Here is a 26,387-nt window from a genome sequence, read left to right on the forward strand (position 1 = left end):
CGGAAGTTCGGCGCTTTTTATTTTGGCCTAGACGTCAGGGCGAATGAAGTCACGGGTTTCAGCATCCATAACCCACAGCTCTCCGGTCGAAATGTCAAACCAGGCACCGTGAAGCGCTATCTTGCCGGCGTCTTCTAAGGCCTTGATGTCCGGAAACGTCCTGAGATTCTCGATCGAATTGCGGATCGACACGCGCTCGAGGGCGGTTTGGCGCTCGGCGAGGGTCATGACGTCATTTGCGCCGATCTGCTCAGCCGCAGGCCTGACGAGCGACATCCAGCGTCCGATAAAGTCGCCCGGCGACAGGGGCTCAGCATTCGGGTCCAGCGCCGCCCGAATACCCCCGCAACGGCCATGACCCATGACGACGATATCTTGAACCTTCAGCACCTGGACCGCAAATTCCAGCGCTGCCGACGTCGCGTGGAAATGGCCATCCGGCTGATAGGGCGGCACCATGTTGGCAACATTCCGGATGACGAAAAGTTCACCGGGGCCTGCGTCGAAAATCAGTTCGGGGGCAGCGCGCGAGTCCGAACAGGCGACCACCAGCGTATTTGGATTCTGGCCGTGCTCCGCCAGTGTCCTATAGCGATCGCGGGCGTCCGCATAACGCCCGTTCATAAAGTTGCGATAACCGTCCAGAAGGGTGTTTGGAAAACGCTGCATGATCTTCGATTACAGCCTACGCCCCCCAAGATCAATATCGCACTGCAAGATAGCAAATGCGGGTGCGTGACCGCTACCTCTTGCGCCTTTGTGCCGGGTGTAACAAGCGTCGCATCTGGACCATCGCCATCGGCGTTGCCAGGCTCGACGAGTCGCTTGCCAGTGTCAATTCATCACTGCCCCGCTTCACTGCCCGGGCAAGCACCTCGTAGACGCTCGCCGTTGCAAGCTGAAGCGCCTTCTCATCCTCCATGCCGGAGAGAAGCCGCGATAGAAACAGCGCCGCGAGAAGATCACCAAGGCCATTCGGCGGCTTGTCGATAAGGCGATGTTCCGCCAGCAGCGCATGGCGCCCCGAGAGATAGAGATTCCCTGTGCCGCCAGCCATCATGGGCACGGCGGAGGTCACCAGCATGCGCGACGGTCCCAGCGATAGGGCAGCATCCATGATCGCTGTATTGTCCTCCAGCGGAGCACCAGCGAGCCAGGCGAGTTCGTATCGATTGGGCGTTGCAAGCGAAGCGAGCGGTATCAGATGATCCCTGATTGCCTCGGCCGTTGCCTGCGGCACGTATAGACCGCCCAGATCCCCCATGACCGGATCACAGACATACAGCAGCTCCGGCTTCCGCTCCCGCAAAGCCGTCACCAGCCGGGCAACCGAGCGCGCCTGCGCGGCATTGCCGAAATACCCCGAGAGAACAGCCTTCACTTCGCCGATCCAGGGCGCGCGGATGAGATCGTCGATCGCCGCATCAAAATCGGCTTGCGCAAATGTGAGCCTTGTCGACGGGCCGTGGCCGGGGTGCCACGGAAGCACGATCGTCGGCAGTGCCCAGACCTGATGGCCTAGAGTCTCTAATGCAAAGACCGCCGCACGATTTCCGACGGAACCGCGGACAACGTGGCTCGAGATAACGATGACAGTTCCTGCGGCGTTTTCCGACATGATGCTCCACTCGGCTTTCGATGAACGTTGATCCCCTTTTTGCGGCTTCACTGTCAACTGCTCTTCACACAGGCATGAAAACGTCGGCTCCGAGAAATTCCACATGTCTACGACGAAGCAAAATCTTTCGAGAATCTGCGTTCCGGTGGCCAAAAACGCATGAAAGCTGCCCCGAAATGCGCTCTTTTAGAGATTCTTTCGTCAAATCTTCTGCTATTTTGCGCCAAATCGAGGAGATGAGGAGTATCTGCGATGGCTGGTCGAAACAATCCGAAACGAGAAAAACAGCTCGAAAGCGCGACCAAAATCGCGGCGGCAACCGGGGAAACCTCTCTCGATCCCGAGTTTTTGTTCGGCCGCGCCAGCGGCGACGATCTGGAACACTACACACCCGAAATGCTGGCGCTTTCTGCCGTGCATTCGGCGAAGGAATTAGCAGCCTGGGCGGGCAATTCGGCGCGCATCACCATCGATACCATCGCCGATGTGGAGCCTGACGGTGTTGCCGTATCCATTCTCTCGGTCACCGACCACAACATGCCGTTCCTGTATGAATCGGTGATGGGCGAGGTCACCAGCAGCTATCGCGACCTCTATATGGCCGTGCACCCGATCCTAGTGCTGGAGGAAGGCAAAGCGCCGGAACTTTACTCCGCTGATCTCCCGAGCGAGCCGGTCAATCGCGTCAGCCATATCCAGCTGCACCTTGCGCCTCTGACGGCGGCCCAGGCCGCCGACCTCATCAAGCGGGTGAAGACCGTGGTCGAGCAGGTGCGCGTGACGGTGTCCGATTGGAGGCCCATGCTGGAGAAGCTCGGAACGGTGATCGATGAGCTTTCCGCCTACAATGCCAGCCGTAGGAAGGCGGAACGGGATGAAGCGCTTGCCTTTCTGACGTGGCTACGCGATGCAAACTTCACGTTCCTGGGGATGCGTGAGTATGTCTATTCCGGAAAAGGCGCCAGCGCGAAGGTGGAGCGTGACAAGGGCACCGGTCTCGGCATTCTTTCGAACCCCGACGTGCTTGTTCTGCGCACCGGCAAGGACGCTGTTACGACAACACCGGAAATCCTGGCATTCCTGGATGGCCCGGATTTCCTGATCGTTACCAAGGCCAACGTGAAGTCGATCGTCCATCGTCGCGCCTATATGGACTATGTCGGGGTCAAGCGCTTTGACGCCGACGGGAATGTGACCGGCGAGTTGCGCATTGTCGGCCTCTTCACCTCGACCGCCTACACATCCCTCGCCAGCGATATCCCGCTGCTCCGTTCCAAAATCGAGCGGGTGAAGGAACACTTCGGCTTCGACCCGATGAGCCACTCGGGCCGTATGCTGGACAATACGCTGGAATCCTATCCGCGCGACGACCTCTTCCAGATCGACACGATGCTTCTGGCCGGCTTCGCCGAGCAGATCAACGATCTCGCCGACCGGCCGCGCGTTCGCGTCCTGCCCCGCATCGATCATTTCGACCGTTTCGTTTCAGTGATCGTTTACGTGCCGCGCGAAGAGTACGATTCGATCGTGCGTGAGAAGATCGGAGCCTATCTGAAGACCGTCTATGATGGCCGTGTCTCGGCTTATTACCCGGCCTTTCCTGAAGGCGGCGTTGCCCGCGTACACTTCATCATTGGCCGGTCCTGGGGCAAGACGCCACGCGTGCCACAGGCAAAGCTAGAGGAAGCTATTCGCGCCATCACCGCACGCTGGGATGATCGCTTCGAAACCCTTGCCGGGCCGAAGGCGCCACGCCTGCAGGTCAGTCACGCCTTTCAGGATCTCTTCACGCCGGAAGAGACCTTTGGCGATCTGGGGGACATTGCTGCATGCGCAGCTGGAGAACCGATCCGTATCGCTTTCTACACGCGAGAAAAGGACGGCGTTGAACTCCTGTGCCTGAAGATCTTCCACTCTGGCGGCCAACTCGCCTTGTCCCGCCGCGTCCCATTGCTTGAGAACCTGGGTTTCAACGTCATCAGCGAAGGAACCTTCGATATCGATGTGACCCTGCCCGACGGCTCGGAGAAGCTGGTCGTGCTGCATGATATGGAGCTCGAAGCTCGAGGCGGCATTGAAATCGACCTCCACCGACATGGAGCGACGTTGGAGGAAGCCTTCCTCGCAGCTTTCAGCGGAGTCATCGACAATGACAACTTCAACCGGCTGATCGTCTCTGCGGGACTGACGGCGCGCGAAACCAGCGTGCTTCGCGCCTACGCACGTTATCTGCGCCAAGCGGGTATTCCTTACTCGCTGGACTATATCGCAACGACGCTTGACAAATATCCGGCAATCGCGGCGATGGTCTTCCGGCTATTCCACGACACGCTCGATCCCAAGATCACCGACAAGACGCGGATGAAGAAGGCGAGCGAACGGCATGAAAAGATAGAGGCGGCGCTTTCCGACGTGCCTAGCCTCGACGACGATCGAATCCTGCGCCGCTACGTCAACGTCGTGGACGCGACACTGAGGACCAACTACTTCCAGCGCAATCAAGACGGCTCACCGAAAGCGATGCTGGCTTTCAAGCTTGACCCCAATCTGGTCGACGGATTGCCCGAACCACGGCCATTCCGCGAGATGTTCGTCTATGGCGTCGAAGTCGAAGGCGTACACCTGCGCTTCGGCAAGGTGGCCCGTGGCGGCCTGCGTTGGTCCGACCGCGCTGAGGACTATCGAACCGAAGTGCTGGGGCTTGTGAAAGCGCAACAGGTCAAAAACGCGGTCATCGTGCCGGTTGGCGCGAAAGGTGGCTTCTATCCGAAGAAGCTCCCGGTCGGCGGCAGCCGCGACGAGATCTTCAACGCCGGTCGCGAAGCTTACAAGACTTATATTCGCACGCTGCTGTCGATCACCGACAACATCAGTGGCGCCGATATCGTGCCCCCGAAGGACACGGTAAGGCTCGACGGCGACGACCCCTATTTCGTCGTGGCAGCCGACAAGGGAACCGCAACCTTCTCGGATACTGCCAACGCTCTCGCGCAGGAAGCTGGCTTCTGGCTTGACGACGCCTTCGCTTCAGGCGGCTCGGCTGGGTACGACCACAAGAAGATGGGCATTACTGCACGCGGCGCCTGGGAAACGGTGAAGCGACATTTCCGTGAAATGGACATCGACATCCAGACCACGCCGTTCACAGTTGCAGGCGTCGGTGACATGTCCGGCGACGTGTTTGGCAACGGCATGCTGCTGTCGCCAAAAATCCGGTTGGTCGCCGCTTTCGACCACCGCGACATCTTCATCGATCCCGATCCGGACATGGAGGAGACCCTTGCCGAACGGCAGCGGCTTTTCAATCTGGCGCGGTCGAGCTGGCAGGATTTCGACAAGGGTGTCCTTTCGAAGGGCGCCATGATCATTTCGCGATCGGCAAAGTCCGTCACACTGACGCCCGAAGCGATGGCTGCGATCGGCATCGACAAGGCCGTGGCAACGCCGTTCGAGATCATGACGGCCATTTTGAAGAGCCCGGTCGATCTGCTCTGGTTCGGCGGTATCGGCACTTACGTCAAAGCGCCGTCGGAAACAGACGCCGAGGTCGGCGACCGTGCCAATGACCCCATTCGGGTAGCGGCGGAAGACGTGCGCGCCAAGGTGATCGGCGAGGGCGCAAATCTTGGTGTCACGCAGAAGGGCCGTATCGCCTACGGACTCAGGGGCGGGCGCTGCAATTCCGACGCGATTGACAATTCGGCCGGCGTCAACACGTCGGACGTCGAGGTCAACATCAAGATCGCGCTTGCCGCTGCGATGCACGATAATCGCCTCACGCGGGCAAAGCGCGACCAGCTGCTGTCATCGATGACGGAGGAAGTCGGAAAGCTGGTGCTCAGGAACAACTATTTGCAGTCTCTGGCGATTTCGCTGATTGAGCGCAAGGGCACAGCCAACGGGCTGGAACTTGCCCGGCTCATGACGGTGTTCGAAGGCGCCAAGCAATTGAACCGCAAGGTGGAGACGCTACCCGACGATACGGTCCTTGCCGAGCGCTATGCGGCAGGCAAGCCACTGACCCGACCCGAGATCGGCGTTCTGCTTTCCTATGCAAAGATCGTATTGTTCGATGCCCTGGCAGCCAGCGATTTGCCTGACGATCCCTATTTCGCTGCAACACTTTCGAACTACTTCCCCGCAAAGATGCGGAAGACGAACGCGTCTGACATCGACGCCCATCGTCTGAAACGCGAGATCATTGCGACTGTGCTCGCCAACGAGGCCATCAACCGAGGCGGCCCCGGCTTTGCTGTCAGCATGATGGATGCCACCGCAGCATCCGCGCCTGAGGTCGTTCGGGCGGCAATCATCGCCCGTGACGGCTTTGATCTTGGACGGCTTTGGACGGAAACGGATGCGTTGGACGGCAAGATTGGCGGCCAGATGCAGAACCGCATCTACGAGGAAATCAGCCACACCTTCACGCTGCTGACGCGCCTCCTTCTGAAGACACAGATGGTCAAGGGCGATATGGCCGCTACGATTGAAGGACTTCAGACTGCTCTGAAGAAGCTCAAGCCGATTTTCGCCAACCAGACGGTGCCAGAGCTCGAGGCGCGCCAGCAGGAATATCGCGACGCCGGCGTGCCGGATAAGCTGGCCGGCGAGATCTCGGGGCTGCTCGGCTTTGCGCTCGTGCCCGAGATCATGCAGATCGCCGAACGCACGGGCGAACCGCTGGCTCGCGCCGCGGAAAGCTATTTTGCCGTGTCCCAGACCTTCCGGATCGGGCGGTTGCTCGCCGCCGGATCGCGGATCATCACAGCCGACCATTACGAGAACCTGGCGCTGGCACGCAGTATCGACCAGATCGCCAGTGCGAGGCGCGATATCGTCATTTCGGCACTTGCCAACCATGGGAAGGACAAGCTTCCGGTCCAGGCTTGGCATGCCAGCGATCGCGTCAGGATCAACCGGATTGCAGAAGAACTATCCGGGTTGAGTGACAGCGGCGATCCGAATCTTGCCCGGATCACTGTCGCCGCAGGTCTGTTGACCGATCTTGCGCGCGACGGGACGAGGTGACACAGTTCCGCTCGGAATCAGGAGCGGATTGTGAATCGGATCGACTGGACGGGAACTCAGCCGGCTAGGGCATCGGAAAAGGGCATCTGGGGCTGGATGCTCTTTGACTGGGCGGCCCAGCCGTTCTTCACGGTCGTGACAACGTTCATCTTCGGGCCTTACTTCGTGTCACGCCTGACAGCAGATCCGGTCTCCGCCCAGGCGATGTGGAGCAACATGGCGACGATCTCCTCGGTGATCATCGCCATTTTATCGCCCGTCCTCGGATCGATCGCCGACCAGTCCGGCGCGCGAAAGCCGTGGATCGCTTTCTTTGCCGTCATCAAGATTGCAAGCCTCTTCGGCCTCTGGTTTGCGGCACCGGGTTCGCCGCTGATCTATCCAGTCACCTTCATGATCCTGGCGTCGATCGCAGCCGAGTTCTCAATCGTCTTCAACGACTCCATGATGCCGCGGCTTGTCAGCAAAGACGAGGTCGGCAAACTATCCAATACGGCCTGGGGTCTCGGTTATCTTGGCGGGATGATCGTACTGATCGCCGTGGTGGTCCTGCTTGCGGGAAGTCTCGAATCCGGCAAAACGATTCTCGGTCTCGAGCCCTTGTTTGGTCTCGATCCACACCAGGGCGAGGATGCCCGCATCACCGGGCCGATCTCGGCCGTCTGGTACCTGATCTTTGTTCTTCCGATGTTCTTTTTCACGCCGGACATAAGCAAGGGCCTTCCGTTCGGCGCCGCCGTCCGTACTGGCCTTGCCGAGCTGAAAAACACGCTTGGCGAGCTAAGGCACCGCCGAGGCATCCTTCACTTCCTGATAGCGCGAATGATCTATCAGGACGGCGTCAACGGACTGCTGATACTCGGTGGAGCGTTTGCCGCCGGAATGTTCGGATGGGCGACGATCGAGATCGGGATCTACGGGATTATTCTTAACATCGTTGCGATTTTCGGCTGCATCATTGCAGGTCGGGTGGACCGGCGCATTGGCTCCAAATCGACGATCATCATCAGCTTGACGATGTTGCTGCTCGCGACTATTGGCATTGTGTCAACGGGGCCGGGATATACGCTCTTCGGCTTATTCGAGTTGCCAACCGTCGATTCCGGCGGCCTCTTCGGGACGGCGGCCGAGAAAGCGTACATTGCCTACGGCCTGCTGATCGGCCTTGCGTTCGGCCCGGTGCAGGCATCGTCGAGGTCCTACCTCGCGCGGAGCGTAAGCCTGAACGAGGCGGGCCGCTATTTCGGCATCTATGCGCTTTCGGGACGCGCCACGAGCTTCATGGCGACGCTGTTGTTTTCCGCCGTGACCTACATGACTGGCTCGTCGCGGCTCGGAATGGCAACGCTTGTGCTCTTCCTGGCCGCAGGGCTCGTCCTGCTTGTCCGAACGCCCTATCCTGCAGACAGGGCGTAGCGGCAGGGCTACCGCTCAGTGGCGGAAGTGCCGCATTCCGGTAAAGACCATCGCGACATTGTGCTCATTGGCAGCGTCGATCACTTCCTGGTCGCGCATCGACCCGCCGGGCTGGATGACCGCCGTCGCACCAGCCGCAATCATTGACAGCAAACCATCGGCGAAGGGCAGGAATGCCTCCGAGGCTACGGCCGAACCGCGCGTCAGCGGCTCTGCCAGGCCAAGGGCCCTCGCCGCTTCCTCGGCTTTCAAGCCGGCGATGCGCGCAGAATCCACGCGGCTCATCTGGCCTGCCCCAATGCCGGCCGTCTGCCCGTCCTTCGCATAGACCACGGCGTTCGACTTGACATGCTTGGCCACTTTGAAGGCAAACGTCATGTCTTCGAGTTCCTGCTGCGTCGGTGCCCGCTTGGTGACCACCTTCAGTTCCAGGTCTTCGACCATGCCATTGTCGCGGCTCTGCACGAGCAAGCCGCCGGAGACGGTTTTCGCCGTGAGACCGGCAGCCCGCGGATCCGGGAGGCCGCCTGCCGTGAGCAGGCGGAGGTTTGCCTTGCGCGCGACGATGGCCTTTGCCTCCTCAGTCACATCGGGCGCGATGATGACCTCGGTAAAGAGTTTGATGATCTCTTCGGCCGTTTCAGCGTCAAGCGTCCGGTTAAGCGCGATGATGCCACCGAAGGCAGAGACGGAATCGCAGGCAAGCGCGCGCTTGTAGGCCTCAAGCAGGCCGGAAGCAGTCGCCACGCCGCAGGGGTTTGCATGCTTGATAATCGCGCAGGCCGCGGATTTCTCGGGCAGGAACTCTGCGACAAGCTCGTAAGCCGCATCAGTGTCGTTGATGTTGTTGTAGGAGAGCTGCTTGCCCTGAAGCAGTGACGCCGTGGCAACGCCGGCACGGCGTTCGCCCGTAACATAGAACGCCGCCTTCTGGTGCGGATTCTCGCCGTAGCGCATCTCTTCCTTGAGGACGCCGCCAATGACGCGGTGTCTCGGCGTGTCGATCGAAAGCGCCTCGGCAAACCAGTTGGAGATCATTGCGTCATAGGCCGCCGTGCGCGCGAAGGCCTTGGCTGCCATCTGCTGGCGGAACGCGTGTACCGTCTGGCCGCCACCGGAAGTAAGCTGCTCGAGCAGTTCGGGATAGTCCGCTGGGTCGGTCAGGATGGTGACATAGGCGTGGTTCTTGGCCGACGCGCGGATCATCGCCGGACCGCCGATATCGATATTCTCGACGGTCGTCGGGTAGTCCCCGCCGGCGGCACGGACGTCCTCGAACGGATATAGATTGATGACGACGAGATCGATACCCTCGATGCCGTGCGCCTTCATCGCCGCTTGGTGTTCCGCATCGTCGCGGATGGCAAGCAGGCCGCCATGCACTTTCGGGTGCAACGTCTTGACGCGACCATCCATGATCTCGGGAAAACCTGTGACGTCGGAGACATCGATCACCGCAAGTCCGGCCGCTGCAATTGCCTTATGAGTGCCCCCGGTCGACAGGAGGCGAACACCCCTATCGGCAAGTGCGCGCGCGAGCTCGACGATACCGGTCTTATCAGATACCGAAAGCAACGCAGTCCTGACGTCGACTTTGTCGGGTGCGGGGATTTTCTTGGAAACAACGGCCATGAGGCTTCTCCGTTTTCGTCTTCAGGAGATATCCGGCGAGGGATAAGCGGATGATGGCGCCGCGTTAGCACAGCTTTGCGTCCGCGAAAACAGTCACTAGCTCTTGCGTGATAAAAACCAGCGTATTTCCGGCCGGTCAGGGTAGGAGAAGGCGATCTCCATCTGATCGGATCCGCAGATACCCGAGGCGTCCGCGAAGAAGACGTCCTCGCCGATCAACACCTCGTTGCCGGGCGAGGAGAACAGCCATGTCTCGCCATCGGGCGCTGTCATCATCACCGACTCTTTGTCGAGCTGCTTCAGATTGATCGAGGGGTGGGCATGGAAGCGCGCCACGGCACGCACGGCCTCATCGACCTTGCCTTCCGGCGCGACAAGCCGATCACAGCCGGTAACGATCAATCCCGTGGCGTTCAGGGTCAGCTCTCGCTCATGCAGAACGCCAAAGGCGTTGAGGTAGCCGTCGTGGCTCGCCTTGATCACGTCGCGTCCATCATCGGCGAGCGCGCGATCGACACTCACAGTCTTCACGCCATCGGTGATCACATTCGCGATGAAGTCGGACGGTGCAAAACGGCTGGACGACGTGTCGTTAACCGTCACGGTACTATGCGCGGCAGTCGTTCGTGCAATCTGCACGTAACGCCGGCCGGCAAATTTCGGCGATCCCGAATTGACGATGAAGCGGTGACGCCCCGAGGACATCTCAAACGACAGGCAACCGGCATGCGCCGTGCTGGACAAATTTCCAGCGGGCGGCAAACCGGTATCGGCAATGACCACGGTTCTTCCCGCGGCCAGCCGCTGATAGCGCGAATGGGGCATCGCCTTGAAGGGATCGCCCGCAGTCTCGTCATACCGCAGCAACGACATCAGTTCCGTCGCGAGGGTCGACGTCGCGCCGTTGAAAAGCGCGAGATCGCCATCCTGATGCCTGAAGAAGCGCAGAGCCGGATACATCCGATCGATGCCGGAGATCAGCTTCTGCGGCAGGTCATGGCCCAGATTGACGTAAGTTTGCCTCAGCGGAAGGAGATCGAGGAGCAATTCCAACCCGACTCGCGGATTGCGCGAGACATGGCCTCCGTCAGGCAGAATCTGGCTGTCGAACTCGTGGTCCAATGCTTCAGCGGCGCGTCGGAGCGCACCTGCACGTGTCGGCATTGCAATGGAGGCCATCGCGAGGGCAATCCGCAACCGGAAGCGAACCTCTCCGGGCGGAGCGTACTTTGCAATTCGCCGTAGAAAGCGGACTTGAAAGGCAAGTGAGCGCAAGAAGCGGCGATAGAAGCCGCGATCGGCATTGTGAAGAACAACGGGAGAATGCGAGAGCCAGGCAATCACGCGCTGCGCTGTAACATCGATCTCCCAGGCAATACCTTCGATGCGGCCGCCATGCAGCGATAGCCAGTTGTTGACGATGGAGCGGGCAACGCTCGAGTGAAGGTCACTCTTCTTGGTCCGCATGTGGCGAAGCCAGCCGAAGTTATGAAGTCGCAGCGCGAAGGATCGGGACGGAAGACTGAAATTGAAAGGCGACTTGCCGCCTGTTTCGAGAAGGCGTCCGGCAAGCGGGAAGCGGCCGTTCAAAATCTCTTCGGCCACATGCGGATCAACCGCACGCAGATCGGTGGGAGCGACGATTAAGCGCTCCGGAGCGTGAATCGTATGGCGGAAGATACGCAGCCGCAGGATTGCTCCGCGGCACAGGGTGCGCCGCCAAGCTTCTCCCACGTAAAGAGTCGAGAACCCGGACCACATATCTATCGTCTATTGACCCGCGTCGTTAAGAATAAGTGAATAAGCCCGGAATCAGTGACACTTACGTATCAAATTATGACAGGTGCTCAACTATGCCAGTTGCCTTTCGATCAGGCAACACGGCGCATGACGACGGCGTAGAAGCCATCGAGACCACCCGCAAAACCGGAGGGCACCTCCAGCATGTCAGGTGTCGTGCGGAATTCGCCGAGGGGACTGATAGCAGACTCGAGCCCCGGCCAACGCTTGGCATCAATTGCAACGCGCTCGACCATCGGTGTATCCGAAAGGACGCGGGCTGCGACCTCTTCTCCCTCGGTGGGATCAAGCGAGCAATTGGAAAAGACGATTGTTCCACCCGGCTTCAGCAAGGTGAGTGCGTGGCGCAGCAGGCGCTCCTGAAGCACTGCAAGTTTCGCTATGTCTGCCGGTCCCTTGGCCCAGAGAACATCCGGATGCCGGCGCGTCGTCCCCGTCGATGAGCAAGGCGCATCCAGTAGTATCGCGTCGAAAAGCTCCGCCGGCTCGTACTTCGTCAGGTCGCTAGCGACCGTTTCGGCACTCAGTCCCAGCCGATCGAGATTGGCCCGCAAACGCTTGATACGGTTTTCGGATTGCTCGACCGCCGTGACGTCGCCGCCAGCGAACACCAGTTGGGCCGTCTTTCCGCCAGGGGCCGCACATAGATCGGCAACCCGTTTCCCTGTCAGGTCACCAAAGAGTTGAGCGGGGATACTGGCGGCTGCGTCCTGAACCCACCATGCGCCCTCCGCAAATCCCTCGAGGGAGGGAATACTGCCCTCGAAGGCGGCCAGCCGCACACCGCCGGTCGGCAGCGCAAAACCACCCAAACGTTGCGCCCAGCCTTGCGCATCGGCCTTGACAGTAAGATCGATCGCTGCCGGCTCGAGCTGCGATTGAGAAATCGACTGTGCCTTCTCCTTGCCGTAGGCCTTTTCGAGCCTTTGAAGAAACCAGTCCGGCATCACCGGAATGGCGTTGATCGTCGCAAGGACCTCCTCTTTCTCGCGGCCAAGACGGCGTAGGACAGCGTTTACCAACTTGGCAAAGCGACGATTGCGCGGGTCTTGATGTGATTGCTCGACCGCGAGATCGACCGCGGCGTGATCCGGCACATCGAGGTAGAGGATCTGCGCCGCGGCGATCGCGAGAACATGATGCAATGCCCGCGCGCCTTCGGGAAGCGGCGATTCAAGCAGGCGGGAGATCGCGGCATCTATGCGTGGCAAATGGCGCAACGTCGTATTGAGAATGGCGCGCACCAATGCGCGGTCACCCTCGTTGAGAGCCTTGTAAGCCGGATTGCCATGCTCATTGTCCAACGCGCCGTCGAGCGGGAGCTTCCGGTCAACGACCGCTGCCAGGATCTTGGCGGCGGCGGCACGAACCTGCAATCCAGGTTTTGCCGGCCCAAAGACGGGCCCCGAGCTGGAAGGCCTTGGTTTACGAAATGTCTTTTTCTTGCCGTCTGAATTCAAGACCACGGACCTTTCGGCGGTTGTGAACCACCGCGATCAAGACCGGTATCCGGAACCGAGCGCGATTTGCGCATCGGATTATCAGCGCGAGCCGGCGGCGTCGAGACATTCATCCCGCTGCGTGCCATTTCCTGCAGCGCCGCAATCCGGTTTTCCGTGTTGGGGTGTGTGGAGAACAGGTTATCCATGCCGGCGCCGGTCAGCGGATTGATGATGAACATATGGGCGGTTGCCGGGTTGCGCTCGGCATCGTAGTTCGGCACATGCGAGGCGCTCCGCGCGATCTTGCCAAGTGCCGAAGCAAGCCACAGCGGATTGCCGCAAATCTCCGCGCCACGGCGATCGGCCGAGTATTCGCGCGTCCGGCTGATGGCCATCTGAACCATCATCGCGGCAAGCGGCGCGACAATCATCGCCAGCAACACCCCTATGAAACCGAGCGGATTGTTGTTGTTTTCCCGGTTGCCACTGAAGAAGAACGCAAAATTGCCCAGCATGGAGATCGCGCCGGCGAGCGTCGCCGTGATCGTCATCGTCAGGGTATCGCGGTTTTGCACGTGGGCGAGCTCATGCGCCATGACGCCGGCGACCTCTTCCGGTGTCAGCGCGCTCAATAAGCCGGTGGAGGCAGCAACGGCAGCGTTCTCAGGATTGCGACCCGTCGCGAAGGCGTTTGGTTGCGGGCTGTCGTAAAGATAGACCTTCGGCATGGGCAGGCCGGCATTACGCGCCAGATCCCTTATGATTGCGAAGAACTCCGGCGCATTGCGCTCGTCTATCTCCTGCGCGTGATAGGCCGAAAGCACCATGCGGTCGGAATTCCAGTAGGAAAAGAAGTTCATGCCAGCGGCGATCACGAACGCAATCATCATGCCGCCGCGCCCGCCAATCAGAAAGCCGAGGGCCATGAACAAAGCGGTCATGAAGGCGAGCAACATGGCTGTACGGATGAGGTTCATCGCTATCTCCAAAATACCCCTAAGCAGACCGCACAAGGCTACAGGGTTTCAATTGCGGCGCCGGCGCACTATGATTTGGTCATTCACCAGCCATTTTCAATGTTTTTCGGGCGGAATCGCGTGATGCAGGCAGCGGATAATGACAACAACGAAACCCTGGCGACTGAAGCCGCCGAGCCTCCCCGCAAGTTGCTCTCACCGGCTGCCAAGCGCGCGCTTGCCGAGGCCGAAGAGCGTCGCCGAAACGGGAAGCCGGTAGAAATGCCGCCTGAGATAGGTGGCCGCGGCGGTGCAGATCCTTCCCGCTTCGGGGACTGGGAAATCAACGGCAGAGCGATCGATTTCTAAGTAAATATACCTATTTGGTTTTCTCAAATCGGAAGTTAGAATCCTGAGGGCGATCGATGGCGACAGGCTGCTGGTTGAAGCTCGCCCTTGGCCGCACCAAACGATGGAAGTCCACGTGCAGATTCGCGGCATCGACGCGCTGGAGATGCACTCCAGACGCGCCGAAATGCGCGCGGCGATCGGTGCTCACCACGCACTGGAACCGTGACATCCAGATCACCCGAGATCCAGCCTACGCAGATTGCCGGTGACAAGTATTTCGGCCGTATCCTTGCGAATGCCACCCTTTCGGATTGCAGGAATCCGGCTCAGGATCCCTTAGAAGAAGGGATCCTACGGCTCTACGACAGCGGCCGATATCCACGAGAAATCTGTCCCAAAGAGAACTAATGCCGCCCCGATGGCTCGGAGCGGCCTGTTGCTTAGGCGGTCGCCTTGTTCTGGCGGTTGGCAATCAGGTCGTCGACAACAGCCGGATCGGCAAGCGTCGAGGTATCGCCCAGAGAGCCGAAGTCGTCCTCGGCGATCTTCCGCAGAATGCGGCGCATGATTTTGCCCGAACGGGTCTTCGGAAGACCCGGCGCGAACTGTATCTTGTCAGGAGCGGCGATCGGGCCGATTTCACTGCGAACGTGCTTGACGAGTTGCTGGCGCAAATCGTCCGAGCCTTCATTGCCGGCCATGAGGGTGACGTAGCAATAGATGCCCTGGCCTTTGATCGGGTGAGGGTAGCCGACGACAGCCGCTTCCGAGACAAGATTGTGCGAAACGAGCGCCGATTCGACCTCGGCGGTGCCCAGACGGTGACCCGACACGTTCAGCACGTCATCAACGCGACCGGTGATCCAGTAGTAGCCGTCCTCATCCCGTCGGCAGCCATCGCCAGTAAAATACTTGCCTTTGTAGGTCGAGAAGTAGGTCTGGATGAAGCGCTCGTGGTCGCCATAGACAGTACGCATCTGCCCCGGCCAGCTGTCGGTAATGCACAGGTTCCCGTCGGCGGCACCCTCCAGCACCTTGCCGTCATTGTCGACGAGCTGCGGCTTGACGCCGAAGAATGGCTGCGTCGCCGAGCCTGGCTTCAAGTCGGTCGCGCCCGGCAGCGGTGTAATCATGTGGCCGCCGGTTTCCGTCTGCCACCACGTATCGATCACCGGGCAGCGCTTGTCGCCAACGACATTGTAGTACCATTCCCAGGCTTCTGGATTGATCGGCTCGCCAACCGTTCCGAGCAGGCGCAGGCTTGAGCGCGACGAGCGCGTGACGAAATGGTCGCCGGCGCCCATCAGCGAGCGAATCGCTGTCGGCGCGGTGTAGAATATATTGACCTTGTGCTTGTCGATAACCTCCCAGAACCGGCCCTGATCCGGAAAATTCGGCACGCCTTCGAACATCAGCGTCGTCGCACAGTTCGCAAGCGGGCCGTAGACGATGTAGGAGTGTCCGGTCACCCAGCCGACGTCGGCGGTGCACCAGTAGATATCACCGGGGTGGTAGTCGAACACATATTCATGGGTCATTGCCGCATAGACGAGGTAGCCACCCGTCGTATGCAAGACACCTTTCGGCTTTCCGGTGGAACCAGAGGTGTAGAGGATGAACAGCGGATCCTCCGCCTTCATCTTCACCGGTGGGCACTCCGGCTTAACCGCAGCGGTTTCCTGATGGTACCAGAGGTCGCGGCCCGGCGCCCAGCCGGTCTTGCCACCGGTACGCCGTACCACGAGAACCTTGTCGACGATGACATGCTGCCGAGCGGCGATATGGATTGCGGTATCGGTATTGTCTTTCAGCGGCACCGGCTTGCCGCCACGCACGCCTTCATCGCAAGTGATCACGAAAGTGGATTCGCAATCGACGATACGGCCGGCCAAGGCTTCCGGTGAAAACCCTCCGAACACCACTGAATGGACCGCCCCAATGCGGGCGCATGCGAGCATCGCATAGGCCGCCTCAGGAATCATCGGCATATAGATGGTGACGCGATCACCCTTCCTGACGCCATGCTTCTTCATCACGTTCGCCATCCGGCAAACATGCTCATAGAGCTCGTTGTAGGTGATCTTCTTGTCGACGTAAGGATTGTCGCCCTCGAAGATGATAGCCACCTGGTTGCCGTTGGTCTTCAGGTGCCGGTCAATACAGTTGTACGAAACGTTCGTCTGCCCGTCCTCGAACCACTTGATCGAGACCCGGCCGGTGAAAGACGTGTTCTTGACCTTCGTATAGGGTTTGAACCAGTCGATCCGCTTGCCATGCTTGCCCCAGAACTTGTCGGGGTTCTCGACGCTTTCCTCGTACCATTGCTCGTACTTGGCCTTATCGATAAGCGCATGGTTCTTCACCGGCTTTTGCACCGGATAGATCTTTTCGGGCATGGAACTCCTCCTCACTCGGACCCCGGGCGACCAAAAAAGCGAAGCAGCCCGGACTGACTGTAGGCATTCATAGCAGGTCACATTTGCCCGGCAATTAGACAAAGGTCATTTCATTCGTGATCAATTGCAATTCTGCGTCACTGCGGTTATATAGCGCCATATTTCCCGGACATAGTGGTGACAATCCACGGACCGCGACACCGGCGCGGACGACAGAAGGACTATATCCATGGCTCAACAATTGCTCATGCCGAAGGCGACTGCCATCTGGCTCGTCGACAACACAGCCCTGTCTTTCGACCAGATCGCTCAGTTCTGCAGACTGCATCCGCTCGAAGTGAAGGCAATTGCCGACGGCGAAGCCGCGCAGGGCATCAAAGGTCTCGATCCGATTGCGACCGGCCAGCTTTCGCGCGACGAAATCGGCCGCGCTGAAAAAAACCCGGCGCACAAGCTGAAGCTCTCCGAGCCCAAGGTTCGCGTGCCCGAATCCAAGCGCCGCGGCCCGCGCTACACGCCGGTTTCCAAGCGCCAGGATCGCCCGAACGCCATTCTCTGGCTGGTGCGCAACCATCCGGAACTGAAGGATGCTCAGATTTCTCGCCTAGTCGGCACCACGAAGTCGACGATCGAGCAGATTCGCGAACGCACGCACTGGAACTCTGCAAATCTCGCGCCGATGGACCCGGTAACGCTCGGTCTTTGTAGCCAGATCGACCTCGACATGGAAGTCGAGAAGGCGGCGAAGGGCCGTCCGCTGCCGACCGCCGCCGAGCTTGGTGCGACCCTGCAGTCGGCGCACGAGACAGAGCGCCTGACGCCGCATGAGCGGGAAGAGGAGAAGGAAATCGATGCCGATGCCGTCTTCGCTAAGCTCAAGTCTCTGAAATCTTCTCCGAAAGACGAGGACGAAGACGATCAGTATTGATCGTCTTTGATGATCGACACACACGGCCCTGCGTAGGCGGGGCCTTTTCTTTTGCGCCTACATCGGTAGGGAACCGAACCCACGCTTGCGCAGCGCTTCGGCTATCTCCTCGAGAATAGTGGGATCGTCGATCGTCGCTGGCATTTTCCACGGCACGCCGTCGGCGATCTTCTGGATTGTGCCGCGCAATATCTTGCCGGAGCGGGTCTTCGGAAGGCGGTCGACGGTTATTGCGGTCTTGAATGCGGCGACCGGGCCGATCACCTCGCGGATCAGCGTCACGACTTCCGATTCGATCGCCGATGTTTCCCGTGAAACATTTTTCTTCAGGACGAGAAAGCCACAAGGTACCTGGCCCTTCAGCTGATCAACAATTCCGACAACAGCGCATTCGGCAACATCTGGATGCGTAGCGCAAACCTCCTCCATTGCCCCCGTGGACAGTCGATGACCAGCGCAGTTGATGATGTCGTCGGTGCGCGACATGATGAAGAGATAGCCATCTTCGTCGATATAGCCGGCGTCCGCAGTTTTGTAGTAGCCAGGAAACTCTGCCAGATAAGCCGAACGGAAGCGCTCATCAGCATTCCACAGCGTGGGTAGGCAACCGGGGGGCAGGGGAAGCTCGACAACGATATTCCCAAGCGTCCCTGACGCAACCGAGTGGCCGGCATCATCAAGCACGTGGATAGCATAACCGGGCATGGCCACCGATGGTGAGCCATGCTTCACCGGCATGACCTCAAGACCGAGCGGGTTCGCCACCATCGGCCATCCGGTTTCCGTTTGCCACCAATGATCGATCACCGGAACGTCTAGCATTCGCTCGGCCCATTTCAGTGTCTCCGGATCCGCGCGCTCTCCCGCCAGAAACAGGGCACGGAAATTCGGCATCGCATAGGCCTTGATGTGAATACCATCACTGTCTTCGCGGCGAATGGCGCGGAAAGCGGTGGGTGCGGTGAAAAGAACGCGGACATCATGCTCTGAAGCGATGCGCCAGAAAACGCCGGCATCCGGTGTGCCAACCGGCTTTCCCTCAAAAATCACGCTGGCAGCGCCTACTAAAAGCGGTGCGTAGACGATGTAGGAATGGCCGACGACCCAACCTATATCGGAAGCTGCCCAGAACACTTCACCTTGCTTGACGCCGAAGATGTTGGCCATTGACCAGGCGAGGGCGACCATGTGACCGCCATTGTCGCGCACGACGCCTTTCGGCTGGCCCGTCGTCCCGGATGTGTAGAGAATATAGAGTTCGTCCATTGCACTGACGGGGGTGCATTCAACATTCACGCCGCGATTTCTCGCAACGGCAGTTTCGAAATCCTCGTCGCGACCATCGATCAGCTCGGCCGCAAGCTGCGGCCTCTGCAACACAAGACAATGGGCAGGCTTCGACTTGGCGATTGAAATCGCCTGATCGACTAGCGGCTTGTATGGAACGACACGTCCCGGTTCGAGCCCGCAACTTGCCGTGACGATCAGTTTCGCTCCCGAATCGTCAATGCGCGCGGCGAGCTCGTTTGCCGCAAAGCCGCCAAACACCACGGAATGAACCGCGCCGATACGGGCGCAGGCAAGCATTGAAAAGATGGCTTGCGGCACCATCGGCATATAGATGATGACGCGGTCGCCCTTCGCGATCCCACGTTGTCGCAGCGCCGCTGCAATGGCGCTCACTTCGGCAAGGACTTCGCCATAGCTAAATGCGGCCTTCGCACCGCTAACCGGGCTATCGTAGATAAATGCGGTATCGTCGCCGCGGCCGGCCAGAACATGGCGGTCAAGGCAATTGAAGCAGGTATTGGTTTCGCCTCCAGCGAACCAACGGCCGTATGGGCCACCCTCCGGTGAGAAAGTCCGCTCCGGTTGTTTGAACCAGCTGATTTCCGCCGCCGCCTCGCGCCAGAAGGCCTCCGGATCGCTTTTCCATCTGGCATAGGTCTTTCGATAGTTTCCCTGCATTTGCTCCTCCCCAGAACATGCAAGTTGTCCTTATCAATCTAGGAAAGGTAGGCCAGGAGAGGAAGCCCGACGAAAGCAGCGTATCAGCGGGCGCCGAAGATCGCGGAGCCTACGCGAACGCTGGTCGCCCCGAATGCGATGGCCGTTTCATAGTCCCCGGACATTCCCATCGACAGTTTCTCGACGCCGCAAACCTTTGCGAGCTTGGCAAGCAACGCGAAATGTGGGCCGGGATTTTCGTCTGCTGGCGGGATGCACATCAATCCCTCGATTGCGAGGCCGAGTTCGTCGCGACAGAAAGCGACAAACAGCGCGACGTCATTCGGCGCGATCCCCGCTTTCTGCGGCTCAAGCCCCGTATTGACCTGGACATAGAGGCGAGGAATCTTCGTTTGGCGCCTCATCTCGTCAGCCAGCACACGGGCGATCTTCTCTCGATCGATGGTTTCAATGACATCAAATAGCGCGACTGCCTCTGCCGCCTTGTTTGACTGCAGCGGGCCGATGAGATGAAGTTCGATGCCAGGCGTTTCGGATTTCAGTTCGGGCCATTTTACCTGGCTTTCCTGAACCCTGTTTTCGCCAAAGATCCGTTGACCGGCCTGAAGCGCTGGACCGATTGCGTCTGCGTCGAATGTCTTTGAGACGGCGACAAGCTGAACCGAACCCGCCGATCGCCCGCCCTGCTGCTCGGCTGCAGCGATACGCGAGCGCACATCGTTCAATCGCTCTTGAAGTTCCATCACTTGCCTCGACATGACCGCATGAGAAGATTGCAATGCACTAAACGCCCGGGCTGTGCTTGCCAAGGCCCACACGTCTGAAATCGTGGCCAGCAGACCGAGATCGGACGCTTGCTGCGCCCGTAAAACTTGACGCTACGGTGGTTTCATGGTGAAGGTCACCACCAACTTCCCCTGATTTTTCGGAAATACGAATACCATGGCTACCGAACGTTATAACCCGCGCGATGCTGAACCTCGCTGGCAGCACAAATGGAACGAGGCGAAGGTCTTCGAGGCCGATAACAACGATCCGCGCGACAAGTATTACGTCCTCGAAATGTTTCCGTATCCATCCGGTCGCATCCACATGGGCCATGTGCGAAACTACGCGATGGGTGACGTCGTCGCCCGCTATAAGCGCGCCCGTGGCTATAACGTGCTGCATCCCATGGGGTGGGACGCCTTTGGCATGCCGGCCGAGAATGCAGCAATGGAGCGCGGTGTACATCCGGCATCCTGGACCTACCAGAATATCGCGTCGATGAAGTCCCAGTTGAAGGCGATGGGCCTCTCACTGGATTGGAGCCGAGAATTCGCGACCTGCGATGTCGCCTACTACCAGCACCAACAGCATCTTTTCCTGGATTTCCTCGAGAAGGGGCTCGTCTATCGCAAGCAGTCGAAGGTGAATTGGGATCCGGTCGACAATACGGTCCTGGCCAACGAGCAGGTTATCGACGGACGCGGCTGGCGTTCGGGCGCACTCGTCGAGCAACGCGAATTGACGCAGTGGTTCTTCAAGATCACCGACTTCAGCCAGGACCTGCTCGAGGCGTTGGACACGCTTGACCAGTGGCCTGAGAAGGTCCGACTGATGCAGAAGAACTGGATCGGCCGCTCCGAAGGTATGATGCTGCGCTGGGAGATTGTTGAAGAGACAGCTCCAGCCGGGGAAACCGAAATTACGGTCTATACGACGCGCCCGGACACGCTATTTGGCGCCTCGTTCCTGGCGATCGCGGCCGACCATCCGCTGGCGAAGGATGCCGCAGAGAAGAATCCGACCATCGATGCTTTCTGCGAAGAATGCCGTCGTGCCGGCACGTCGCTCGCCGCGCTGGAAACCGCGGAGAAGAAAGGCATCGATACCGGCGTACGGGTAAAGCATCCGCTTGATCCTTCGTGGGAACTGCCTATCTACATTGCGAACTTCGTCCTTATGGACTACGGGACTGGCGCGATTTTTGGGTGCCCGTCAGGCGATCAGCGCGACCTCGATTTCGCACGCAAGTACGGTCTGCCCGTCGTTCCGGTCGTCATGCCGGCAGATGGCGATGCTGCGACGTTCAGCGTCGCCGATGTTGCCTATGACGGCGACGGCGTCATGATCAACTCGCGCTTCCTCGACGGCAAGACCACCAGCGAGGCACTCGAGCTTGTCGCGGACCGACTGTCATCGATGACGCTTGGCAATGCTCCCCAGGGCGAGCGCAAGGTTAACTTCCGCTTACGTGATTGGGGCATCTCGCGCCAGCGCTACTGGGGCTGCCCGATACCGGTGATCCACTGCGATGACTGCGGCGTCGTTCCAGTCCCGAAGAAGGACCTACCGGTGAAGCTGCCGGAGGACGTAACCTTTGATCAGCCCGGCAATCCGCTCGATCGTCATCTGACATGGCGGCATGTTGCCTGCCCGCAATGCGGCAAGGATGCACGACGTGAAACCGATACGATGGACACTTTTGTCGATTCGAGCTGGTACTTCACGCGCTTTACGGCGCCTTGGGAGGATAAGCCGACCGATCCGAGCGCTGCCAATCGGTGGCTGCCGGTCGATCAGTATATCGGTGGCATTGAGCACGCGATCCTGCATCTGCTCTATTCCCGCTTTTTCACCCGGGCGATGCGCGAAACAGGCCATGTCGACGCGAAGGAGCCCTTCAAAGGTCTCTTCACGCAGGGGATGGTTGTGCACGAGACGTACAGCCGCGGCTCTGGAATGAGCCGGGAATGGGTCGCGCCGGCAGACATTCGGATCGAGGAACTGGATGGAAAACGCCGCGCCTATCTCCTGTCCGATGACGAAGAAGTCGCCATCGGATCGATCGAGAAAATGTCGAAGTCCAAGAAGAATGTCGTCGATCCGGACGATATCATCGCATCTTACGGCGCAGACACCGCCCGCTTCTTCGTGCTTTCGGATTCACCGCCGGAACGTGACGTCATCTGGTCGGAAGCAGGAGTCGAGGGCGCGCACCGGTTTACGCAGCGCCTGTGGCGCCTGATCGCCGAGGCGGCAGAAAACCTCAAGGACGTCACGTCGATGCCGGCTAAGAACGGCGAGGCTCAGGCTATTTCGCAGGTTGCGCACAAGACACTGAAAGCCGTCCAGAATGACTATGACCGCCTATGGTTCAACAAGGCTGTCGCGCGAATTTATGAACTCGTCAATGCACTCGCCTCGCCGCTGACCACGGTTGCCGCGGGCGAGGGTGATCTGGCGTATCGCGCTGCCGTGCGTGACGCTGCAGAAATCCTTATCCAGCTGGTCGCGCCGATGACGCCGCATTTGGCGGAGGAGTGCTGGACAACGCTGGGCAACAGCGCATTGCTGGCGCGGACGGACTGGCCGCACTACGACGAGGCCCTAGTGGTTGAAAACGATGTGGTTTTGCCGGTTCAGATCAACGGCAAGAAGCGCGCCGAATTGACAATTTCCCGCGACGCAGATCAGAATGCTGTTACCCAGGCTGTACTCGCATTGGATGACGTCAAGAAGGTTCTGAACGGTCAGACGCCCAAGAAGATCATTGTGGTTCCGCAAAGGATTGTGAACATTGTCGTTTGATATCGCTTTCAAGCTGGTGCGCGGCACTGGCATTGCCGCAATCCTTGCGTCCACGGCTTTTCTCGCATCCTGCCAGGTTCGCCCTCTCTATTCCGAAAGCTCGGGCGTCGCGGGTAAACTCGCTTCCGTGGGCTTCTCGGAGGCGACTTCCCGGGTTGGACAGGAGGTCCGCAATCGGCTGATCTTCATCGCTTCACGCGGCGCTGGCGAGCCTGCGAACCCGGAGTACAAGGTCGAGTTCAGCGCTCGCTCGAATGTCATCAGCACTCTTCTTGTGCCGTCGTCTGATGAATCACTGGCCGGCCGCGCGACCGTCAGCGTTGACTACACCCTGAAGTCGACGAAAGATGGCCATGTCATCAAGGCCGGCAATCGCTACGCCACAGCCCTGCTTGACTTCCCGGCCCAGGAGTTTGCCAAGCAGCGTGCGATCCGGGACGCAGAAAACCGCGCCGCGCGGCAGGCTGCCGAGTTCGTTGGTGCCGATATTGCGGCTGCGCTCGGCCGCTGAGGAGCGGATCCGTGGCAGAAATCAAATCGCACGAATTTGAAGGCTTCCTCGAGCGCTCCGCCCGCAACTACCGGCTATTCGTCGTCTACGGACCGGATCGCGGCCTTGTCTCCGAGCGCGCGTCCTTGCTGGCCGCCAAGACAGGCGTTTCGCTTGACGATCCCTTTTCCCTGATAAAGCTCGACATTGCAGATTTGCAGCGGGATCAAGGGCGTCTTTTGGACGAGGCCGGCGCGATCGGCCTTTTTGGTGGGGACAAGCTTATCTGGATCCGGGGGGCATCCAACGAAAAATATCTCGTCGATTCCCTACTGGCTCTTTCAGCGAGCATGCCGGAGGCCACCTTCGTTGTCATCGAAGCTGGAGACCTCAAGAAGGGTTCGCTGCTACGCAAGGGCGCCGAAACAGCGCGCAATGTCATGGCAATACCCTGCTATGCGGACGATACCCGCGCACTCAACAGCCTGATAGATAACGAACTCTCCAGCGCTGGCCTTGGCATTACACCCGCTGCGCGCCAAGCTTTACTGGAACTTATCGGTGGGGATCGTATTGCCTCTCGCAACGAGCTGCGGAAGCTCGCGCTCTATTGCCGCGGTAAATCGTCGATCGAAGAGCACCATGTTACGGAAATTATAGGCGACGCCAGCGCAATCTCGGTGGACGACGCCGTCGATGCCATACTAAGCGGCAATCCCAGCAGCTTCCTGCACGCGATGCAGAAGATCATATCGTCGAAGACTGCTGTGTTTCTCGTCATTCAGGCCTGCCTGAAGCAATTTCAGCTACTTGACGCCATGAAGACGGAGATGGAAGAAAAACGCTTGCCGGCCGCACAGGTCATGCAGACACTGGGTCGTCATCTGCATTTTCGACGAAAGCCGATCATCGAGCAAGCGCTACGCACCTGGTCCGCCGAAGCTGTGGCACGAGAGGCAAATCGTCTTCAGGCCGCAATCCTCCAGACCCGCAGGCGCGCATCCCTGGAAGATAGCATCGCACTCCAAACACTGCTTTCAACGACGCTGCAATCGGCGCGTCGATAGCACTCTCAGCGGCGCTCGAGCAGCCGGCAGATTTCTTCCAGTTGTTCCAATGACTTATAGGAAATTCTGATCTGGCCGCCGCTCGCTTTGTGGTTGATCGCCACGTCCAGGCCGAGTGCATCCGACAGCGTGCGTTCCAAGGCGAGCGTATCTGAATCCTTCTGATCCTTTTGATGCGCCAGCGTCTTCGGCTCGGACTGAGCCTTAATGTCGTTCTGGGCCAAACGCTCAGCGTCACGCACAGACATGCCCTTTGATACAATGGCGCGGGCGAGGGCGATCGGGTCAGATGTCGGCACCAAGGCGCGGGCATGGCCAGCCGAGAGGCTGCCAGCTGCCAAGAGGTCTCGAACAGGCTCCGGCAACTTCAGAAGACGGAGTGAATTCGCCACATGACTGCGGCTTTTACCGATAATTTCGCCGAGATCGTTCTGCGTGTAGGCATACTCCGCCATGAGCTGCTCGTAGCCCAGCGCCTCTTCAAGCGGGTTAAGATCCGAGCGCTGAACGTTTTCAACAATCGCAATCTCGAGAGCCGTCTTGTCATCGACATCGCGCACGATGACAGGGATCTCAATGAGGCCGGCGAGCTGCGCTGCCCGCCACCGCCTTTCGCCGGCTATGATCTCGAACTGGCTGATCGCCACTGTGCGAACCACAACGGGCTGCACGATACCGTGCTGCCGGATGGAACTCGCAAGTTCATGCAGTTCGCCGTCATCGAAGAACCGCCGAGGATTGCGTGGGTTGCGGCTGACGAACTCGATCGGCACCATCCGATCGGCACTGACGCCCGGTCTCGCAGTATCAACCGGCATCGGCTGATCCATCTCACCAATCAATGCAGCCAGGCCGCGACCAAGTCTTCTCTTCGAGACGTCATCGTTCATGTCTAACTCGCCATTATCTTCTTCAAATCAAGCCGCGAGACGTTGGCGCTCGCGCTGGATAACCTCCGACGCCAACTGCAGATATGCCTGGCTCCCCGCACACTTCAAATCATACAGGATTGCCGGCTTGCCATAGGATGGCGCCTCTGATACGCGAACATTTCGCGGAATCAACGTGTGGTAGACCTTCTCCCCGAGATGCGTGCGAACATCGTTGACAACCTGCTGCGCCAGATTGTTGCGGGAATCGAACATCGTCAGTACGATGCCTTGGATATCGAGGCGAGGGTTGACGGTGCGCCTAACTTGATCGACGGTCTCAAGGAGCTGGCTCAGACCCTCCAACGCAAAAAACTCGCACTGCAATGGCACAAGCACGGAATGTGCCGCGGCCATAGCGTTCATGGTGAGGAGATTGAAGGAAGGCGGGCAGTCAACGAGGATATAAGAAAAGCGGAAAGCCTCTTCCCTGGCGAGCGCCTTCTTCAGCTTAAAGACGCGATCGTTTTGGGTCGCAATCTCCATCTCGATCCCCAGCAGGTCCATTGTCGACGGCACAATATAAAGGTTTGGAACAGCCGTTTCCTGCGATACCTCATCGATGCCGTAATCACCCAGCAAAAGATCATAGGAAGATAGCCGGCGATGTTTACGATCGATCCCCAGCCCCGTGCTTGCATTGCCTTGCGGATCAAGGTCTACGATCAAGACCCGTTCGCCGATCGCAGCAAGAGCCGTGGCGAGGTTGATGGCAGTCGTGGTCTTCCCGACGCCGCCCTTCTGATTTGCAATGGTGATTATACGATTTCGTTCGCCAGCCATAGCCAAAGCC

18 protein-coding genes are annotated in these 26,387 nt (G+C 59.2%); 7 read left to right on the forward strand and 11 right to left on the reverse strand.

From position 1 onward, the window contains the following. Positions 1–27: 27 nt before the first annotated feature. Together ACSQ9D_RS18690 and pdxY are read right to left on the reverse strand one after the other, a co-directional pair. Complete coding sequence (locus tag ACSQ9D_RS18690; protein ID WP_436283404.1) at positions 28–669, reverse strand: carbonic anhydrase; 642 nt, start codon at positions 667–669, stop codon at positions 28–30. A 73-nt stretch (positions 670–742) separates the two neighbouring features. Beyond that, positions 743–1,618 (reverse strand): pyridoxal kinase PdxY, encoded by an 876-nt coding sequence (gene pdxY, locus ACSQ9D_RS18695; protein WP_436283405.1) that lies wholly within the window; start codon positions 1,616–1,618, stop codon positions 743–745. A gap of 252 nt (positions 1,619–1,870) precedes the next feature. Between pdxY and ACSQ9D_RS18700 the strand changes: the two genes are divergently transcribed. Further along, positions 1,871–6,646: an NAD-glutamate dehydrogenase gene (locus ACSQ9D_RS18700; RefSeq protein WP_436283406.1), complete on the forward strand. Its 4,776-nt coding sequence runs from the start codon at positions 1,871–1,873 to the stop codon at positions 6,644–6,646. A 27-nt stretch (positions 6,647–6,673) separates the two neighbouring features. Further along, positions 6,674–8,062: an MFS transporter gene (locus tag ACSQ9D_RS18705; RefSeq protein WP_436283877.1), complete on the forward strand. Its 1,389-nt coding sequence runs from the start codon at positions 6,674–6,676 to the stop codon at positions 8,060–8,062. Positions 8,063–8,077: 15 nt separating this feature from the next. Here the strand turns inward: ACSQ9D_RS18705 and purH are convergent, their stop codons facing one another. From purH to htpX, 4 genes are all read right to left on the reverse strand, one after another. Next, positions 8,078–9,694: a bifunctional phosphoribosylaminoimidazolecarboxamide formyltransferase/IMP cyclohydrolase gene (purH, locus tag ACSQ9D_RS18710; protein WP_436283407.1), complete on the reverse strand. Its 1,617-nt coding sequence runs from the start codon at positions 9,692–9,694 to the stop codon at positions 8,078–8,080. Between the two features lie 96 nt (positions 9,695–9,790). Continuing rightward, positions 9,791–11,455: a heparinase II/III family protein gene (locus ACSQ9D_RS18715; protein WP_436283408.1), complete on the reverse strand. Its 1,665-nt coding sequence runs from the start codon at positions 11,453–11,455 to the stop codon at positions 9,791–9,793. Positions 11,456–11,565: 110 nt separating this feature from the next. After that, entirely contained in the window at positions 11,566–12,960 is a 1,395-nt protein-coding gene (locus ACSQ9D_RS18720; protein ID WP_436283409.1) for an RsmB/NOP family class I SAM-dependent RNA methyltransferase, read from the reverse strand. Next, positions 12,951–13,913 carry a zinc metalloprotease HtpX gene (htpX, locus tag ACSQ9D_RS18725; protein ID WP_436283410.1) on the reverse strand — a complete coding sequence of 321 codons (963 nt, stop codon included), beginning with the start codon at positions 13,911–13,913 and terminating at the stop codon, positions 12,951–12,953. Before htpX ends, ACSQ9D_RS18720 begins: the two co-directional genes overlap by 10 nt. A gap of 123 nt (positions 13,914–14,036) precedes the next feature. On the opposite strand from htpX, the gene ACSQ9D_RS18730 reads away from it, so the two are divergent. Further along, complete coding sequence (locus ACSQ9D_RS18730; RefSeq protein WP_436283411.1) at positions 14,037–14,261, forward strand: DUF1674 domain-containing protein; 225 nt, start codon at positions 14,037–14,039, stop codon at positions 14,259–14,261. A gap of 422 nt (positions 14,262–14,683) precedes the next feature. On the opposite strand, the gene acs is transcribed toward ACSQ9D_RS18730, so the two are convergent. Next, complete coding sequence (gene acs / locus ACSQ9D_RS18735; protein WP_436283412.1) at positions 14,684–16,639, reverse strand: acetate--CoA ligase; 1,956 nt, start codon at positions 16,637–16,639, stop codon at positions 14,684–14,686. A gap of 229 nt (positions 16,640–16,868) precedes the next feature. Between acs and ACSQ9D_RS18740 the strand changes: the two genes are divergently transcribed. Further along, positions 16,869–17,567 carry a DUF1013 domain-containing protein gene (locus ACSQ9D_RS18740; RefSeq protein ID WP_436283413.1) on the forward strand — a complete coding sequence of 233 codons (699 nt, stop codon included), beginning with the start codon at positions 16,869–16,871 and terminating at the stop codon, positions 17,565–17,567. A gap of 57 nt (positions 17,568–17,624) precedes the next feature. Here the strand turns inward: ACSQ9D_RS18740 and ACSQ9D_RS18745 are convergent, their stop codons facing one another. Then, on the reverse strand, positions 17,625–19,535 hold the full coding sequence (locus tag ACSQ9D_RS18745) for a propionyl-CoA synthetase (RefSeq protein ID WP_436283414.1): 1,911 nt from the start codon (positions 19,533–19,535) through the stop codon (positions 17,625–17,627). An 83-nt stretch (positions 19,536–19,618) separates the two neighbouring features. Then, a complete protein-coding gene (locus tag ACSQ9D_RS18750; RefSeq protein ID WP_436283415.1) occupies positions 19,619–20,278 on the reverse strand; it encodes a YggS family pyridoxal phosphate-dependent enzyme in 660 nt (219 codons plus the stop codon). 199 nt (positions 20,279–20,477) lie between these two features. Between ACSQ9D_RS18750 and leuS the strand changes: the two genes are divergently transcribed. From leuS to holA, 3 genes are read left to right on the forward strand one after another with little or no spacing between them, the layout of a single operon-like run. Beyond that, positions 20,478–23,108 (forward strand): leucine--tRNA ligase, encoded by a 2,631-nt coding sequence (gene leuS / locus ACSQ9D_RS18755; protein ID WP_436283416.1) that lies wholly within the window; start codon positions 20,478–20,480, stop codon positions 23,106–23,108. After that, positions 23,098–23,619 carry an LPS assembly lipoprotein LptE gene (lptE, locus tag ACSQ9D_RS18760; protein WP_436283417.1) on the forward strand — a complete coding sequence of 174 codons (522 nt, stop codon included), beginning with the start codon at positions 23,098–23,100 and terminating at the stop codon, positions 23,617–23,619. The genes leuS and lptE overlap by 11 nt, the downstream gene beginning before the upstream one ends. Positions 23,620–23,630: 11 nt before the next feature. Beyond that, on the forward strand, positions 23,631–24,665 hold the full coding sequence (gene holA, locus ACSQ9D_RS18765; RefSeq protein ID WP_436283418.1) for a DNA polymerase III subunit delta: 1,035 nt from the start codon (positions 23,631–23,633) through the stop codon (positions 24,663–24,665). A gap of 5 nt (positions 24,666–24,670) precedes the next feature. Here the strand turns inward: holA and ACSQ9D_RS18770 are convergent, their stop codons facing one another. Together ACSQ9D_RS18770 and ACSQ9D_RS18775 are read right to left on the reverse strand one after the other, a co-directional pair. Further along, positions 24,671–25,555: a ParB/RepB/Spo0J family partition protein gene (locus tag ACSQ9D_RS18770; RefSeq protein WP_436283419.1), complete on the reverse strand. Its 885-nt coding sequence runs from the start codon at positions 25,553–25,555 to the stop codon at positions 24,671–24,673. Positions 25,556–25,582: 27 nt separating this feature from the next. Continuing rightward, entirely contained in the window at positions 25,583–26,377 is a 795-nt protein-coding gene (locus ACSQ9D_RS18775) for a ParA family protein (protein WP_024313217.1), read from the reverse strand. Positions 26,378–26,387: the final 10 nt, after the last annotated feature.

This window comes from Rhizobium sp. LjRoot258 (genome assembly GCF_964254185.1).
GTDB lineage: Bacteria > Pseudomonadota > Alphaproteobacteria > Rhizobiales > Rhizobiaceae > Rhizobium.

Bases quoted from the DNA above. Each gene is read 5' to 3' on its own strand.
- ACSQ9D_RS18690 (WP_436283404.1), bottom strand. From the start codon at position 669: ATGCAGCGTTTTCCAAACACCCTTCTGGACGGTTATCGCAACTTTATG.
- pdxY (WP_436283405.1), bottom strand. From the start codon at position 1,618: ATGTCGGAAAACGCCGCAGGAACTGTCATCGTTATCTCGAGCCACGTT.
- ACSQ9D_RS18700 (WP_436283406.1), top strand. From the start codon at position 1,871: ATGGCTGGTCGAAACAATCCGAAACGAGAAAAACAGCTCGAAAGCGCG.
- purH (WP_436283407.1), bottom strand. From the start codon at position 9,694: ATGGCCGTTGTTTCCAAGAAAATCCCCGCACCCGACAAAGTCGACGTC.
- ACSQ9D_RS18715 (WP_436283408.1), bottom strand. From the start codon at position 11,455: ATGTGGTCCGGGTTCTCGACTCTTTACGTGGGAGAAGCTTGGCGGCGC.
- htpX (WP_436283410.1), bottom strand. From the start codon at position 13,913: ATGAACCTCATCCGTACAGCCATGTTGCTCGCCTTCATGACCGCTTTG.
- ACSQ9D_RS18730 (WP_436283411.1), top strand. From the start codon at position 14,037: ATGCAGGCAGCGGATAATGACAACAACGAAACCCTGGCGACTGAAGCC.
- acs (WP_436283412.1), bottom strand. From the start codon at position 16,639: ATGCCCGAAAAGATCTATCCGGTGCAAAAGCCGGTGAAGAACCATGCG.
- ACSQ9D_RS18740 (WP_436283413.1), top strand. From the start codon at position 16,869: ATGGCTCAACAATTGCTCATGCCGAAGGCGACTGCCATCTGGCTCGTC.
- ACSQ9D_RS18745 (WP_436283414.1), bottom strand. From the start codon at position 19,535: ATGCAGGGAAACTATCGAAAGACCTATGCCAGATGGAAAAGCGATCCG.
- ACSQ9D_RS18750 (WP_436283415.1), bottom strand. From the start codon at position 20,278: ATGGAACTTCAAGAGCGATTGAACGATGTGCGCTCGCGTATCGCTGCA.
- leuS (WP_436283416.1), top strand. From the start codon at position 20,478: ATGGCTACCGAACGTTATAACCCGCGCGATGCTGAACCTCGCTGGCAG.
- ACSQ9D_RS18770 (WP_436283419.1), bottom strand. From the start codon at position 25,555: ATGAACGATGACGTCTCGAAGAGAAGACTTGGTCGCGGCCTGGCTGCA.
- ACSQ9D_RS18775 (WP_024313217.1), bottom strand. From the start codon at position 26,377: ATGGCTGGCGAACGAAATCGTATAATCACCATTGCAAATCAGAAGGGC.